Here is a 14819-nt window from a genome sequence, read left to right on the forward strand (position 1 = left end):
TTGGACGAGAGCATGTTCGTATCGGTTTTCGACGTCTTCAAGATAAGCGTAGGCCCATCCTCGTCCCACACCATGGGTCCAATGCTCGCCGCCGCGTACTTTCTCGATCGCCTACGCGATACCGACGCCCGCCCCGGTACGCGCCTCAAGATCACGCTCTATGGTTCGCTCGCCTATACCGGCGCCGGGCACGGAACTCTCGATGCCATTCTGGCCGGCTGCCTGGGCTTTGCCCCGCGAGACTACGACAAGCAAGCTGCCGAAACCGCGATTTCGGACCTCCGTACCCGCAAGGCGATCGCTCCCGGCAATGGCTGGCGCATCGCGCTCGATCCCGAAACCGATCTCGAACTCGACAGGAAGACCCGGCTTGAAGCCCATCCTAACGGCATGCGCTTTGCGCTCCTTGGCCCGGATGGTGAGACACTAGTCGAAGAAACCTACTTCTCGGTCGGCGGCGGCTTCGTGAGCACTGCCGCCGAGATGGCCCAGCGCGAGGGCCCGGCCACCGCAACCGATGATGTCCCCTACCCTTTCGCCAACGCCGCCGAAATGCTGCGCATGGGCGCCGAGTCGAGCCTTACCATTGCGGAGATGAAGCACGCCAATGAGTGCGCGAGGCTCGACGGGCAGGAATTCAGCGGCCGACTTCTCAACATCTGGGAGGTGATGAACCGCTGCATCGATCGCGGCCTCGAGGCTCAGGGCGAGCTACCCGGCGGTTTGCATGTCAAACGCCGCGCCCGGGCCCTCTTCACCAATCTCACCAGTCCCACAGGCCGCAACGACGTACCGCTCCATTCCGCCATTGATTGGCTCTCGGCCTATGCGATGGCCGTCAATGAGGAAAATGCCGCCGGCGGGCAGGTGGTCACCGCGCCCACCAACGGCGCGGCGGGCGTCATCCCGGCGGTGATCCGCTACTATATCGACCATGTCCCCGGCGCATCGCCCGGCAAGATCCCCGACATGCTGCTGACCGCCGCGGCTATTGGCGGGCTCATCAAGTACAATGCCTCGATCTCGGGTGCTGAAGTCGGGTGCCAGGGCGAAGTCGGCTCTGCCTCTGCCATGGCCGCCGCCGCGCTCTGCGCTGCGCTCGGCGGCACCAATGCCCAGATCGAAAACGCCGCTGAAATCGCCCTCGAACATCACCTGGGGATGACGTGCGACCCGATCCGGGGCCTCGTTCAGGTCCCCTGCATCGAGCGCAACGGCATGGGTGCGGTCAAGGCTGTTGCCGCCGCCTCGCTCGCCATGCAGGGCGACGGCACCCACATCGTTCCCCTCGACGCCTGCATCGAAACCATGCGCCAGACCGGCAAGGATATGGACGAACGCTACAAGGAAACCTCGCTCGGCGGCCTGAGCGTCGCCGTGCCCGACTGCTAGTCGGCGACCACGGCGATTTCCCGCACAACCTCCCCGCTGCTCCCGTCATAAAGGCGTACCAACGTCGCGCCATCGAGCCGGTAGGTCACAACCACAAACCCTTCCTGCACCGCAGCCGAAACAACCTCTGCGCCCGCCGGGATGCTGACGCTTTCGAGCCCGTAGGCTGCGCCCGGTTCCGGGCTCATGGTCCAGAGCCGATAGACAACCACCCCGGCAACCGCCATAAAGCCCAGCAAAAGAACGAGCATCGAAATTGCCGCGCGGCGGCGGGCCTTGTTGATGATGGCGAGCGCTTCGCCCTCAAGCGGGGTTTCGGTCTCGTCGGAAGTTCGGGTATCGGTCATGACCAGCGGTCCAGTCGAAAATGATGAGCACGTCGCAACGGTTTCCGAGGGGGAGGCCGGCACGAGGCTCGATGCGTTTCTGGCCGCCCGCTTCCCCGTCTTCTCGCGCAACCGGATCAAGGATCTGATCCTCGAAGGTGCCGTCAGCGTCAACGGGACGCCCAATGTAACGCCGAAATATCGGGTCAAGCCCGCGGAGTCCATCGCCTTTGCCACGCCCGAGCCGGTCGATGCCGATCCAGAGGGTCAGGACATCCCGCTCGATATCCTTTTCGAGGACGAATATCTGATCGTTCTCAACAAGCCTGCCGGCCTCGTAGCCCACCCCGCCCCGGGGAATGAGGACGGCACGCTGGTCAACGCTCTGATCCACCATTGCGGCGACTCCCTGCGCGGTATCGGTGGTGTCAAACGTCCTGGCATCGTCCACCGGCTCGACAAGGACACCACGGGTGTAATGGTCGCCGCCAAGACCGAAGCCGCCCATAATGGCCTTGCTGCCCAGTTCGCCGATCACGGTCGCACAGGACCGCTGGAACGCGAATATACCGCCCTTGTCTGGGGCGTTCCCAATCCGCTCAAAGGCGTCGTTGACACCAGGCTCGGCCGCGATCCCTCCAACCGTCTCAAGCAGGCGGTCCTTAAGTCCGGCGGACGCCAGGCGATCACCCACTATCGCGTGGTCCGGCATTGGGGCGCCGACAGCGCCGCTGTCGCCGAGGTCGCTTGCACGCTCGAAACCGGCCGCACGCACCAGATCCGCGTGCACATGGCCCATCTCGGCCACCCCCTGCTCGGCGACGCGCTCTACGGCGCCGGCTTTGCCACAAAGATCAACACGCTCCTGCCCGCCGCGCAGGCCGCACTCCGGGCGCTCAGCCGCCAGGCCCTCCACGCCGCCGTTCTCGGATTTGAGCACCCGGTGACGGGCGAAGTGCTCCGCTTCGAGGCGCCGTTGCCCGATGATCTGACGCTACTGCGTCAAAAGCTCGAGGCCGGAGTCTGAGGCTGTTTCGCCGGCATACGCCTCGAAAAGTTCAATCTACTCCACGCGATCGCACGCAACCTATCGCGGCGCCCCTCATTTACCTTCGGATGGAATGAAACGTGTCCCTCGCAACAAAATTTGAAGCGGGGGATGAAAAGGTCAGATTCCAGCCTATATATTTCCTCGAAATTATGCTCGCCGCATGCCGGGCAACAGGATGTGGCGGGCTTGGGGTGTGCCGGGATCAACCGGGCACCAAGTCATTGAGGGGGTGCTGAATGGCCCAGTCCAATCTACCGGTTCTATCGTCCGAAAGTGGCCTCAACCGCTATCTTCAGGAAATTCGTAAGTTTCCGATGTTGCACGCGGATGAGGAATTCATGCTCGCCAAGCGTTATCGCGAGCATGAGGACCCGGCGGCGGCGCAAAAGCTCATCACCTCCCACCTGCGGCTCGTCGCCAAGATCGCCATGGGCTATCGCGGCTATGGCCTGCCCATCTCGGAAGTCATTTCCGAGGGTAATGTGGGGTTGATGCAGGCCGTCAAGCGCTTCGAGCCCGACAAGGGGTTCCGGCTGGCCACCTACGCCATGTGGTGGATCAGGGCTTCGATCCAGGAATATGTCCTGCGCTCGTGGTCGCTGGTCAAGATCGGCACGACGGCCGCGCAAAAGCGCCTGTTCTTCAATCTGCGCCGCATCAAGGGCCAGATTGCCGCGCTCGACGACGGCAATCTCCACCCCGACCAGATCAAGCAGATCGCAACTACCCTCAACGTCACCGAAGACGACGTGGTCTCGATGAATCAGCGCCTAACGGGTGACGCCTCGCTCAACGCGCCCATGCGCGCCGACGAAGGCGCGAGCCAGTGGCAGGACTGGTTGATCGACGATACGCCCGACCAGGAAGAAGTGCTGGGGGAGAGCCAGGAGTTTGATGAGCGCATGTCCTTGCTCGAAGGCGCAATGGACGTTCTCAACGACCGCGAGCGCGCCATCTTCAAGGCCCGTCGCCTTCAGGAGAACCCCACGACGCTCGAAGAGCTGGCACAGGAATACGATGTCAGCCGCGAACGCATCCGCCAGATCGAGGTTCGCGCCTTCGAAAAGGTGCAGGACGCCGTCAAGGAAGCCGCCCGCGCGCAGGCGGCGCATTGAGCGGTCATTCTTGCGCGGCCTGTTGCATGTCGCCTCGATAAGTTGGCCGACAGCCGCTCGCTAAGTCCCTGAACTTGCCGCGGTGGATACACAAAGGCCGGAAGCATGAGCTTCCGGCCTTCGAGTTTGGGGCAGTTACTTCTGTCTGCCGGGAGCACAAATGGCTTCCTAGAGAAGTTCACCCTCGTCTGGCGCATCCTCGGATGCCGTGCTCTGGCTCGACTGACCACCTTGGCCGCCGCCCTGGCCGCCACCTTGGCCGCCGCCCTGGCCACCACCTTGGCCACCACCCTGGCCGCCACCTTGGCCACCACCCTGGCCGCCACCTTGGCCGCCACCCTGGCCACCACCCTGGCCGCCACCTTGGCCGCCGCCCTGGCCGCCACCTTGGCCACCCTGGCCGGCCGGCGTGTTGTTGCTGTTGCCTGGGCCGTCACCCGTAGCAGGGGGCGTGCCCGGAGCCGCATTGTCAGAGCCGGCCGTGTTTTGTGTATTGCCGGGGCCACCAGTCTGAGGATTCGGATCCGTGGGATCAGTCGGATCCGTGGGATCAGTCGGATCCGTGGGATCAGTCGGATCAGTCGGATCAGTCGGATCGGTCGGATCAGTCGGATCAGTGGGATCGGTCGGATCGGTCGGATCAGTGGGATCGGTCGGATCGGTCGGATCAGTGGGATCGGTCGGATCGGTCGGATCCCCACCGCCACCACCGCCGCCACCGCCGCCGCCGCCACCACCGCCGCCGCCGCCGCCACCACCGCCGCCATTGTCGTCGCCGCCATCGCCGTCTCCGTCATCAGCGGCGGCAGGACCGATTGCCGCCACCGCGAGCTGATTCACGCACATCGATGCAGCAAGATCGAGCAGTGGCTGACGGGAACTGACGTCGCTCATGGCAAGGGCGAGCGTTTCCACCGCATCGGCCGCATCGAGACAGATCGGCATAGGCACGAGGGCGGAGTTGCCAGCCTCGGCAATCTGTAGCGCCAGTTCGAGAATTTCGGCATCCCGCGCCGCCCCAGGCGCACGCGTTGCAAGGAACGCGGTCACGACCGGGCCGCACTGACCGAGGTCCGCTCCCGCAGGGGCCGGGCAGAGATTGGCGGCCTGGGCAACGGTGAGTGTTTGTTGTGCCCAAGCCGGTGTCCCGGCGAACACGGCACCAGCGACCAGCGCGGTGCTGGCCAGATACGTAAATTTGCGTTTCATGTTAAGAACTCCTCAAGGTTAACCGATAGTTAACCGGAAGCGCCAATATGCTGGTAAACAGTTGAAAAATCAAGTAAAATGTTCTGTGAAATGTTACTTCGCGAGTTTACGGTAAACGCGGAATACTCAGAGGGATGGCGGCAATGTCTTACCACCGCCATATCAATAATTCAGAGTAGATTATGAAATAACGGCAGAACGACTTGGCCGATTTCAACCCGAAATGGCCCGATGCATCCGCCATGCAGCGAGGTCTATTAGCCGTTTGCTTGCCAGCGAAATTGAGAATCTACAGGAGGGCGCCGAGCTTATTGCGGTCGAGAATCAGCAGCCAAGGGCTCTGTTCGCCGATGTCAACCCTGATATCGACCTCGTCGGCCACCGCAACGTTCGACGTCCCGATTTTCCGCCCCTGCTCCATGACAAGTCCATCGAGCGGATAAAGCAGCCCGGTTGAGCGCGCGAATGCCGTCCGGCCGAGCGGGTAGATGGAAACCCGCGTACCTGCTCCAACATCGAGCCGGATCGAACCGTGGACCCCAAGCGCCAGATCGTGCTCCTCCACGAGGATAATCCGGCGTTCCGCTGCCCTGCGCGCAACCGCGTGAAGCGCAGCAAGCGTGTGGTCGAACCGCCCGCCAGTCATCCCCAACGCGATGGTTGTCGGCGCTTGGGTCGAATAGAGCGCCTTTTCAAAGTCGGTCGTGTCCTGTTCGGCGATCCGCACCACCTGCGTGCCGGCGGGAATAGAGGAAAACCCTTTGAACGAGTCCATATCGCCAATCACCGCATCGGGGACGAGCCCGATTTGCAGGATCCGGTCTGCGCCGCCATCCGCTCCCACGAGCCCTGAACTGATCGCCGCGATCTCGCGCAACACGCCGGGCTCCACCGTGCCACCGCCGACAATTGTCAGCGGTCCGGCGAAGACTAACGGCAAATCGGGAGGTGCTGAGGCTACTTGCGCCTTGGGATGGGGAACTATAGTGTCGCCTCGTCTCGCTGGGGTGTTCCGGAAATCGGAGCTGAGAAAAACCCATTGAACCTGAACCAGGTCATGCTGGCGGAGGAAGTTCGAGATGGCAAGGGCGCGCTTGTGCCCCTATCGCCATTTGACGCTTTTCCCTTGATCCAGACTGGCCGCAATGACTGGCTGGCCCGGCCCGCGCTTGCGGATCGGGGCCGATCTATGAAAAGGGACGACCGATATGGTCCGCTTTATCACGACGAGCCTTGTTGCGGTTGCGCTGGGGGCGTTTGCCCTCCCTGCGCACGCGCAGCAATCGCCCACGCTTACCGTTTATACCTATGATGCCTTTGCCGCGTCCTGGGGCCCCGGCCCAGCACTTAAGGAGGGCTTTGAAGCCCAATGCGGTTGCACCATCGATTTCGTTGCCGCCGACTCCTCGATCGGAGCCCTGCGCCGCGCGCAGCTTGAGGGCGAAACGACGTCGGCCGACATCATCCTCGGCCTTGACACCGCCACCATCGGCGAAGGCATGGCCACTGGCCTGTTCACCGAACATGGATTGAAATTCGACGGTCTTGACATCCCCCTCGATTGGGCGGACCCCGTCTTCGCTCCGGTCGATTACGGCTATTTTGCTTTCGTCTACAATACCGAGGACTTGCGCGATCCCCCCTCGAGCTTCGAGGAACTCGCAGGAATGCCCGCCGATTTCAAGATCGTCATCCAGGATCCACGCGCTTCAACGCCGGGGCTCGGTCTCGTCCTCTGGATCAAGGCCGCTTATGGCGACCGAGCCATCGAAATTTGGCAAGGCCTCGCTCCCAACGTTCTGACCGTCACCAACAGCTGGTCCGAATCCTACGATCTGTTCCTGTCCGGCGAAGCCGACATGGTGCTCTCCTACACCACCTCCCCGGCCTACCACATCATCGCCGAAGACGATCACCGCTTCGCTGCGGCAAAGTTCGAGGAAGGCCACTACACCCAGATCGAGGTTGCAGGCGTTCTCGCCTCCAGCCCCAATCAGGACCTGGCACGCGATTTCCTCGCCTGGCTGGCGTCCCCCGAGGCGCAGGCCGTCATCCCTACCACGAACTGGATGTATCCGGTGGTCGAGCCTGAAGGCGGGATCGAACCCGGCTTCGAGGAGATGATCGACCCATCCCCGGCCCTTCTGCTCGACGCAGAGCTCGTGACGGCCAATACGCGCGCCTGGATCGACGAAGCCTTTTCCGCATTGCGCTGAAACACCCGTAAGGACTTATTGCACCCTCCCCTGTTATGGGGGAGGGTGATGGCTTCAGGACGCGGGAGCACCGATGGCCGCAGGCGAACCATATGCGCGCGCACGTCCCTGGCGGCCAGGAAGGCGCATTGCGGGACGAACCATTGCGCTCGCGGTCGCCCTCCTTATTGCCGCGCTTCTGGCTGCACTGGCCGTCGCTGGTCAGCGTTTCCCCACCACCGGTTCGGCAGCCCTCGATATCGCCCATCTGCTGCGCATGTCCGCCCTTCAGGCCGGACTCTCGACCATTCTGTCATTGATCGCCGGAATGCTCCTCGCCTGGTCGCTCGACCGCCTGCGCTTTTCGGGTCGAGGCTTCGTGGTCGGCCTGCTCTCCACCGCGCTCGTCCTGCCCTCTCTGGTTGTCATTTCCGGCCTCATCGCCATATGGGGGCGCAATGGCTGGGTCAATTTCATCTTCACACCGCTGGGCCTGTCATCCGGGTCGATGATCTTCGGGCTCGGCGGCATTCTGGCTGCACACGTCCTGCTCAACGGCGCCCTCGCCGCCCGCGTCTTCCTAGATAGGCTCGAAGCCATTCCTCCAGAAAAACTCAAGCTCGGGCGCAGCCTCGGGCTTTCCCCCTTGCGTCGCCTGGCGATCATCGACCTGCCGGCGCTGGCCAGTTCCGTTCCCGGCGTCGGCGCGACGATTTTCCTGTTGTGCTTTACGAGCTTTCCCATCGTTCTGGTTCTTGGCGGCGGCCCGGCCAACCAGACGCTCGAAGTTGCGATCTACGAATCCGTTCGACTCGATTTCGATCTTGGCAGGGCGGTGGTCCTTGCCCTAGTCCAGCTTCTCGCCTGCGCCGCCATCATCATCCCGGCAACGCGCTTTGCCCCCATATCCACCCTCTTTGGTCGACGCAGTCTCCTCCACTGGCCCGATCGCGGGTTCACCGCCACCCTGCAGTGGATCGTGCTTGTCATCCTGCTTGCCCTCTTCATCTTCCCGCTCCTCGCCGTTCTGGCACGCGGTCTCGGGCCTGCAATGGTCTCGGTTCTCCAGCGCGACGCCTTCTGGCAGGCGACCGCGACCAGCCTGACCCTAGGATCGTTGAGCGCCTTTCTGGCCGTCGCACTGGCGGTTGGGCTCGGCATGTCCCGCGCGCTCGAACCGGCCAATGCGCCCGCAAGGGCGCTTCTCGGCTTGCCGGTCTTTGCCTATCTCGCCGTGCCCGCCGTCGTCCTGGCGCTTGGATTTTTCCTCCTGGCGCGCCTGCTTTTCATTCCCACCGGCATTGCCGCGCCGATTGTCTTGGTCATTGCCAACGCCCTCCTCGCCCTGCCCTTCGCGTTTGCGATTTTGAGCCCGCCTCTCGAAGCACTTGCCAAGCGCAACGAAAAGCTCATCCGCTCGCTCGGCCTTTCGGGACGCGATCAGTGGACGAGGATCGAGTGGCCCTTGCTCGGACGCCCGGCTGGTTATGCGTTGGCGGTATCGTTCGTCTTCTCGCTCGGCGATCTGGGCGTCATTTCGCTCTTCGGTACGGCCGATTTTTCCACCCTGCCATGGCTGATGTACCGCGCCTTCGGCGCCTATCGCACGCAGGACGCCGAGGCGATCGCTGCGCTCCTGCTGATCCTCAGCCTTGCCGCCTTCCTTGCCATTCCCAAGCTTCTCGAAGTCCTCACCAATGCTCGAAATCGATAGCATCAACTTCCGCTACCCCGGCGGCGACACCAGTTTCCATTTCGACATGAGCATCCGCCCCGGCGAGATCGTGGGGCTGACCGGCGCCTCGGGATCGGGTAAATCCACCCTGCTCGATCTCGTGGCCGGCTTTCTCGCGCCCTCGACAGGAGATATCCAACTCGCGGGACGCTCGATCCTTGATCTACCGCCCGAATCCCGGCCCGTCTCGATCCTTTTCCAGAACGACAATCTCTTCGATCACATCTCGGCCGGTGCCAATGTGGCATTGGGGTTGGGAAAGGGCGTACGCGCCGATGCGCCCCAAATCGTTGACGGACTGGAACAAATGGGATTGGAGGGCTTTGCGCACCGTCGCGCCTCGACCCTTTCGGGCGGCCAGAAGCAGCGCGTCGCGCTCGCCCGCACGCTGTTGCGAAACCGCCCGGTTCTGCTGCTGGACGAGCCTTTTACAGGGCTAGACGAGGAAACCGCCGGCCCGATCCGCACCATGCTCGCCGAGCTGGTACGAGCCCAGCAGTGGCACACCATCCTCGTCTCGCACCAGCGCGAGGAAATGGAAGCCCTCGCCGACCGCACCTACACTATCACCGATGGAAGAACTCGGCCGCTTTAGCCAGGTCGACGCCTATCCGGCATCTGCCGGTGCGGTCGCCGCGTCGAGTTCGGCCCAGGCCTCCATGACAGCCTGGAAGATTTCCGCGCCGTCCTCGCCCTTTTCCAGCGTCAGGATAGCACGGCGGCCCGTGCCGTAGACCATCGCCAGATCGAGCCATCCCCGATCGCGCAGCAGCACCTCGTTGGCGGCAACATCGCGCTCTGACGCGCTCGAAAGCGCAAAGAGGAACGAGTTGCCTACAATCCGCGCCGAAGCACCGGTCAAAGGCTGACCCTGCACGAGCTCTTCGTCCTTGAGGAGCACGCCGGGGAGGTTGGCGATGGAGCCACCCACAAAGCTTTCGGCGAGAACGAAATTGATCTCTATAAGATGGCTCGCCGGGAGATTGCGATCGGCGTTGCGGCGGATGAGCATCCGCATCTCGAGATTGCGCGCCGGAATAGTGGCCTGCGCCACGATGGTCGGGTGTCCCAACTCATCGCTCCCGCGCGACCACTCGACCGATCCCGAATAGGGGATCGCACCGGCCGTACCGCTCGCCTGTTCTTCAAGCAGAAGCGATTGCGGACCGCTGGCCGCCGCTGCGATTGCCTCCTGGGTGATCGGCTCGTCAGTACCTTCTAGGCTTTCTCCGGCTTCCGCAGGCAAGCGATCCTCAAAGGACGCTTCGGGCTCGACTGAAGCGGGAGACGGCGTTTCGGTCTCGACGAACGGCAGTTCCTCACCTGGCATCGCTTCGCCGTTTACGCCCGGCGTGGTGGGTACGTCCGGTGTCGTGTTCCCGGAGACTTCAGGCGCGAGTTCGAGAGCGGGATCCTGGGTCTCGGCGACTTCGGTCGCCGGAGGGGTCGGATCCGCCTGCGCGAAGATCGTGTTGAGATTGATATAGCCTTCACGCCAAGCCCAGAAGCCCGCCGCGCCGCCTCCGCCCAGAAGCAGAACCGCCAGCAGCAGGAAAACGGTCAATGCACCGATGCCGCCGGACCGTCCGCCGTCGCTTCCCGCCGATGGCTGCAGCGTATCGTCCGCCGGTGGCTCGTTTTCCGGGGTATCACCCCCCTCGTTTTCGGCGGTCTCTCCGCGCGCCTCTCGGTCGAGTGCGGCGATCGCCCGGTCAATGGCAACCTGCGCGTCCGAAATCCCGGTATCGAGCTGCGTCCGCGGCTCGAGATCGACTTCCCGCACGCTCGACATCGCCGCTTCGGGCCGTGCAAAGGAACCAGGTTCGGACTTCGTGAGCGGTTGGCCGTGCAGATCGACCAACGGCACGCCCGTGCGAGGTTCGGCGTCGTGTGGAGACGCAATGAAATGGCGCTCGGGCTCCGGAACAGGCTCGGAAATCTCTTCGATCAGGGGTTCGATGGCGAGGCTGCCGCGTACTGGCGGCGCGTCGTCGAGCGCGGCTGCTGGCTCGTCCGCGATGCCAATGGCTGTCGACCCGGGCTTGTCGTTTGCTGCAGCTTCCGCAGCCGCAATGATGTCCTCGATGGACGATGAGGCGGCAGCACCGGCAACCGCAAAAGCCTGCGCGGGCTCGGTCGCTGGACGAAGGACCGGCTCCTCGAACCGGTCGCTGGGATCGTCGAAGGACGCGCCCGCTTCTTGCTCGGCCACGTCATCGGAATCGGCGACTTCTGGCTCTGGGGGCCCATCCTGATCGGGCTCTTCAGCCGTTTGGGGCTCTGCGTAGGCGGGTGTAGCGAAGACCGGTTCGACGAAGTCGTCCTCGACCGGGACGGCAACAGGTTCGGGATCCGGGTCGGGTTCGGGTTCTTCCACCTGTGGTTCGGACGGAATTTCTTCGACTACGGGCTCCGGTGCAGCCTCCTGAAAGGGAGGCACGGCGGTCGCATTCTCGACCTCCCGGAACCGACCAAGCAGCTTGTCGGTCGCTTCCTGTTCGACCTGACGAATACAGTCTTCGAGGTTGAGACGGTGCGTCGTGATCTCGCGCGCCGGCAAAGGCGGCTCGATTGCCCGCAATTGCGCGACCAACGCGCTGCGCGCCTTTTCGTATACAGCACGGCGATTGGCGCCGGTATTTTCCGGCAGGGCGTCGATCGCCCTGCGCAGGAGCTCGCGATAATCGGCCATTATCTACTCAACATTGGCATTTTGCCGAAGGTTCTAACAAAAATATTTCACGCAAGGAAACTCAATCTTGGAAGGGGTCCTGAACAAGAATTGTATCTTCGCGTTCAGGACTTGTGGAAAGAAGCGCCACCGGAGCCCCAATAAGTTCTTCCACGTGACGTACATATTTCACGGCTTGCGCAGGCAACTGGGCCCAGCTTCGTGCGCCTGCGGTCGTTTCCTTCCATCCCTCGAGCGTCTCGTAGATCGGCTTGACTCGACTTTGTGCTCCCATTGAGGCAGGCAGATAGTCGATGCGCTCGCCGTCGAGTTCATATGCGACGCAAATCTTGATTTCATCGAGCCCGTCGAGCACGTCGAGTTTGGTGAGTGCGATCCCGTGGATGCCCGAGGTCCTGACCGTCTGGCGCACGATCACCGCATCGAACCAGCCACACCGCCGCTTGCGCCCGGTAACGACGCCGAACTCACGGCCCTTCTCGCCCAGGAACTGCCCGATTTCGTTTTCCTGTTCGGTGGGGAACGGACCTTCCCCGACGCGCGTCGTATAGGCTTTGGTGATCCCCAGCACATAGTCGATGGCTGCGGGCCCCAGCCCCGAGCCCGGCGCGGCCTGCCCGGCCACCGTGTTCGAGGAGGTGACGAATGGATAGGTGCCGTGGTCGTTGTCGAGCAGTGCCCCTTGAGCGCCTTCAAAGAGAATGCGTTCCCCCCGGCGGCGGCGCTCGTCGAGAAGCTCCCACACGCGGTCCATGAACGGCAGGATCTTGCCGGCCACCGCCGTGAGTTCGTCATGGATCGCCTGCGCATCGACTTCGGCAGCCCCCATGCCACGCCGCAGCGCATTGTGGTGCGCGAGAAGACGCTCGATCTTGGCCATCAGCGTATCGGGTTCAGCAAGGTCGCACAGCCGGATGGCGCGCCGCCCTACCTTGTCCTCATAGGCCGGTCCGATGCCGCGCCGCGTCGTGCCGATCTTGAGCCCGGAATTGGAATCCTCGCGCAGCGCATCGAGCTCGCGATGCAGCGAAAGGATAAGCGGCGCATTTTCGGCAATGCGCAGGATTTCGGGTGTCACCGAAACCCCCTGTCCGGCAATCTTGTCCACCTCGGCGACGAAATGGTGCGGATCGACGACCACGCCGTTCCCGATGACCGAAAATTTGCCCCGCACGAGTCCCGAGGGCAGCAGCGACAGCTTGTAGCTCACCCCATCGATGACAAGAGTATGGCCCGCATTGTGTCCCCCCTGGTAGCGCACCACGACATCCGCGCGTTCGGAAAGCCAGTCGACGATCTTGCCCTTGCCTTCGTCGCCCCACTGCGAGCCGACCACCACCACATTCGCCATTTGCGAGCTCTATCCCTTAGGTTCGTGCTGAACACCCCAATTAATCAATTTTGTTCGGGGCCAAACGCTGATAAGTCCGGGTTCTATAAATCACAAGACCCACCATGACAAAACCCAGTCCCACCCCGGCATCCCCCGCCAATCCGTTGGCCGCGATCATGTCGCAGCCCTATCTGCTCCTGGCCCTCTCTTCCCTCTTCTGGGGCGGCAATGTTATTGCGGGCAAGTTCGCCATCGGTGAAATCGATCCCTTCGGGCTTTCGACAATGCGCTGGGTGGTCGCGTTCATCCTCATCCTGCCCTTCGCATGGAAATCAGTGGTCGCGGAATGGGCGGAAATCAGACGCGGGGTCCTCTGGCTGGCTTTTTACGGCGCCATCGGCTTCACGACGTTCAATGCGCTTCTCTATTCCTCGGTGCTCTACACCTCGGCTGTCAGCGTCGCGATGATCCAATCTGCCATCCCGGTCCTCGTCATGGTCGGTAATTTTGTGATCTTCAGGGTGCGCGCCTCGCTCGTGCACATCGTTGGCGTTGCGCTCACGATTTACGGCGTTACCCATGTCGCAACCCAGGGCCTGCCGTTGCGGCTCCTGGGGCTGGACGTCAATATCGGGGACGGTCTGATCTTTGCGGCATGTGTGCTTTACGCACTTCATTCGCTTCTGCTGCGTTACAAGCCAAGGATCGGCTGGATGAGCTTTATCGCTGTGACGAGCTTTTTTGCCGCGCTCGCCGCTATCGTCTACCAGATGGTCTTCGCTTCCGGGATACCGGGTCTCGTTGCCGAGGTTGCGACCATGGGCACCACAGGCTGGCTCATCGTCGTCTACGTTGCACTGCTGCCCTCGATCGTCGCCCAGGCGACCTATGCGCGCGGTGTCGAACTGATCGGTCCCAACCGTGCCAGCCTCTTCATCAATCTGATCCCCGTGGTCGGCGCCCTGCTCGCCGTAGCGCTCTTGGGGGAACGGCTCGAACTGTTCCACGCCGTTGCGGCGGTATTCATCGTAGCCGGAATCGCCCTGGTCGAATTCGCCGCCCGCCGCGGCCGGCCGGCGGTATTGCCGCCCGGATAACGCCTTTCAGGCTCCGTCTCCATCATCGAAGACCGCTTCGATCGGTACACCGAATATCCGGGCGATCCGGAATGCCAACGGCAGCGACGGGTCGTAGCGCCCGGTCTCAATGGCATTGACCGACTGGCGTGAGACGTCAAGCTTTTCGGCCAGAACTGCCTGGGACCAGCCGCGTTCACCGCGCAATTGCTTGATCTTGTTTTTCAAGTTGCGGCACGATCACGAGGGGTGAACCATAAGACGGCGACACTATACGCGATCCAGTAGATCGGATTGAGCCAGAAGATCGAAAGCCGCGGTGCGTCGGCGTAAAACTCCAGCCACCCCCATCCGGAGGCGATTGTCATCACGATGATCAAACCCGTGAACGCCCCCTTGACCTGGATGAAGCGCAGGAACTCATCGATTTCGGTCATATAGCGCCAATGCGCCCAGAACATGCTGAGCATTATCCCGACCGGGACGATGGACACTGCATAGAGTGCCGGCGGCGGCAACATGGCGGCATTGTCAGCGGTCTTGAGGGCGAAGCTCGCCCCAACAAACAGGATGGTCGCTGGAATTATGAAGCCTAGATAGCGCCGGGTTGCTTTCTCGTTGGTCATTTCGACCTCCATTTCTGTAAAGCAACCTTTACATATATCCTTGCAGCGTAATGTCAAGCGTCCTTGACA

At 62.4% G+C, this 14819-nt stretch carries 14 protein-coding genes and 1 riboswitch; of the genes, 7 read left to right on the top strand and 7 right to left on the bottom strand.

Annotation, left to right across the window (positions count from 1 at the left end; all coding sequences use genetic code 11):
- The first annotated feature begins 12 nt into the window (after positions 1-12).
- A complete protein-coding gene (locus I2G20_RS14615; RefSeq protein WP_196260483.1) occupies positions 13-1392 on the top strand; it encodes an L-serine ammonia-lyase in 1380 nt (459 codons plus the stop codon).
- On the opposite strand, the gene I2G20_RS14620 is transcribed toward I2G20_RS14615, so the two are convergent.
- Positions 1389-1739: a DUF6476 family protein gene (locus I2G20_RS14620; RefSeq protein ID WP_196260484.1), complete on the bottom strand. Its 351-nt coding sequence runs from the start codon at positions 1737-1739 to the stop codon at positions 1389-1391. The genes I2G20_RS14615 and I2G20_RS14620 overlap by 4 nt on opposite strands.
- Here I2G20_RS14620 and I2G20_RS14625 point away from each other — a divergent pair.
- Complete coding sequence (locus tag I2G20_RS14625; RefSeq protein ID WP_196260485.1) at positions 1738-2745, top strand: RluA family pseudouridine synthase; 1008 nt, start codon at positions 1738-1740, stop codon at positions 2743-2745. The genes I2G20_RS14620 and I2G20_RS14625 overlap by 2 nt on opposite strands.
- A gap of 260 nt (positions 2746-3005) precedes the next feature.
- Entirely contained in the window at positions 3006-3884 is an 879-nt protein-coding gene (rpoH, locus tag I2G20_RS14630) for an RNA polymerase sigma factor RpoH (protein WP_196260486.1), read from the top strand.
- A gap of 168 nt (positions 3885-4052) precedes the next feature.
- Here rpoH and I2G20_RS17315 read toward each other — a convergent pair whose 3' ends face one another.
- Both I2G20_RS17315 and I2G20_RS14640 read right to left on the bottom strand, forming a co-directional pair.
- Positions 4053-5093, bottom strand: coding sequence for a hypothetical protein (locus I2G20_RS17315; protein ID WP_246473100.1), 1041 nt, complete (start codon positions 5091-5093; stop codon positions 4053-4055).
- Positions 5094-5382: 289 nt separating this feature from the next.
- Entirely contained in the window at positions 5383-5985 is a 603-nt protein-coding gene (locus tag I2G20_RS14640; protein ID WP_343070352.1) for a thiamine diphosphokinase, read from the bottom strand.
- A gap of 101 nt (positions 5986-6086) precedes the next feature.
- Positions 6087-6182: riboswitch (TPP riboswitch) on the top strand.
- Positions 6183-6301: 119 nt separating this feature from the next.
- Between I2G20_RS14640 and thiB the strand changes: the two genes are divergently transcribed.
- The 3 genes from thiB to I2G20_RS14655 all read left to right on the top strand — a co-directional run bounded on the left by thiB (position 6302) and on the right by I2G20_RS14655 (position 9618).
- Positions 6302-7309, top strand: a complete 1008-nt coding sequence (gene thiB, locus I2G20_RS14645; protein ID WP_196260489.1) for a thiamine ABC transporter substrate binding subunit — start codon at positions 6302-6304, stop codon at positions 7307-7309.
- Positions 7310-7382: 73 nt separating this feature from the next.
- Positions 7383-9002 (top strand): ABC transporter permease family protein, encoded by a 1620-nt coding sequence (locus I2G20_RS14650; protein ID WP_196260490.1) that lies wholly within the window; start codon positions 7383-7385, stop codon positions 9000-9002.
- Positions 8986-9618 (top strand): ATP-binding cassette domain-containing protein, encoded by a 633-nt coding sequence (locus I2G20_RS14655; protein ID WP_196260491.1) that lies wholly within the window; start codon positions 8986-8988, stop codon positions 9616-9618. Before I2G20_RS14650 ends, I2G20_RS14655 begins: the two co-directional genes overlap by 17 nt.
- A 12-nt stretch (positions 9619-9630) precedes the next feature.
- On the opposite strand, the gene I2G20_RS14660 is transcribed toward I2G20_RS14655, so the two are convergent.
- The gene (locus tag I2G20_RS14660) at positions 9631-11715 is read right to left on the bottom strand and encodes a hypothetical protein (RefSeq protein ID WP_196260492.1); all 2085 of its coding nucleotides are present in this window, start codon (positions 11713-11715) and stop codon (positions 9631-9633) included.
- A gap of 61 nt (positions 11716-11776) precedes the next feature.
- Positions 11777-13066, bottom strand: coding sequence for an adenylosuccinate synthase (locus I2G20_RS14665; RefSeq protein ID WP_196260493.1), 1290 nt, complete (start codon positions 13064-13066; stop codon positions 11777-11779).
- Positions 13067-13170: 104 nt separating this feature from the next.
- Here I2G20_RS14665 and I2G20_RS14670 point away from each other — a divergent pair, with 104 nt between their 5' ends.
- Positions 13171-14145, top strand: a complete 975-nt coding sequence (locus I2G20_RS14670; RefSeq protein ID WP_196260494.1) for a DMT family transporter — start codon at positions 13171-13173, stop codon at positions 14143-14145.
- Positions 14146-14151: 6 nt separating this feature from the next.
- Here I2G20_RS14670 and I2G20_RS14675 read toward each other — a convergent pair whose 3' ends face one another.
- Together I2G20_RS14675 and I2G20_RS14680 are read right to left on the bottom strand one after the other, a co-directional pair.
- On the bottom strand, positions 14152-14352 hold the full coding sequence (locus tag I2G20_RS14675) for a helix-turn-helix transcriptional regulator (RefSeq protein WP_196260495.1): 201 nt from the start codon (positions 14350-14352) through the stop codon (positions 14152-14154).
- Positions 14349-14750: a hypothetical protein gene (locus tag I2G20_RS14680; RefSeq protein ID WP_196260496.1), complete on the bottom strand. Its 402-nt coding sequence runs from the start codon at positions 14748-14750 to the stop codon at positions 14349-14351. The genes I2G20_RS14675 and I2G20_RS14680 overlap by 4 nt, the downstream gene beginning before the upstream one ends.
- Between the last annotated feature and the right edge of the window lie 69 nt (positions 14751-14819).

It is taken from the genome of Pelagibacterium limicola, from assembly GCF_015694405.1.
In the GTDB taxonomy this organism is placed as follows: domain Bacteria; phylum Pseudomonadota; class Alphaproteobacteria; order Rhizobiales; family Devosiaceae; genus Pelagibacterium; species Pelagibacterium limicola.

Coding starts and splice junctions, on each gene's coding strand:
- I2G20_RS14655 (WP_196260491.1), top strand. CDS start 8,986: ATGCTCGAAATCGATAGCATCAACTTCCGCTACCCCGGCGGCGACACC.
- rpoH (WP_196260486.1), top strand. CDS start 3,006: ATGGCCCAGTCCAATCTACCGGTTCTATCGTCCGAAAGTGGCCTCAAC.
- thiB (WP_196260489.1), top strand. CDS start 6,302: ATGGTCCGCTTTATCACGACGAGCCTTGTTGCGGTTGCGCTGGGGGCG.
- I2G20_RS14625 (WP_196260485.1), top strand. CDS start 1,738: ATGACCAGCGGTCCAGTCGAAAATGATGAGCACGTCGCAACGGTTTCC.
- I2G20_RS14620 (WP_196260484.1), bottom strand. CDS start 1,739: ATGACCGATACCCGAACTTCCGACGAGACCGAAACCCCGCTTGAGGGC.
- I2G20_RS14665 (WP_196260493.1), bottom strand. CDS start 13,066: ATGGCGAATGTGGTGGTGGTCGGCTCGCAGTGGGGCGACGAAGGCAAG.
- I2G20_RS14660 (WP_196260492.1), bottom strand. CDS start 11,715: ATGGCCGATTATCGCGAGCTCCTGCGCAGGGCGATCGACGCCCTGCCG.
- I2G20_RS14680 (WP_196260496.1), bottom strand. CDS start 14,750: ATGACCAACGAGAAAGCAACCCGGCGCTATCTAGGCTTCATAATTCCA.
- I2G20_RS14615 (WP_196260483.1), top strand. CDS start 13: ATGTTCGTATCGGTTTTCGACGTCTTCAAGATAAGCGTAGGCCCATCC.
- I2G20_RS14650 (WP_196260490.1), top strand. CDS start 7,383: ATGGCCGCAGGCGAACCATATGCGCGCGCACGTCCCTGGCGGCCAGGA.
- I2G20_RS17315 (WP_246473100.1), bottom strand. CDS start 5,093: ATGAAACGCAAATTTACGTATCTGGCCAGCACCGCGCTGGTCGCTGGT.
- I2G20_RS14670 (WP_196260494.1), top strand. CDS start 13,171: ATGACAAAACCCAGTCCCACCCCGGCATCCCCCGCCAATCCGTTGGCC.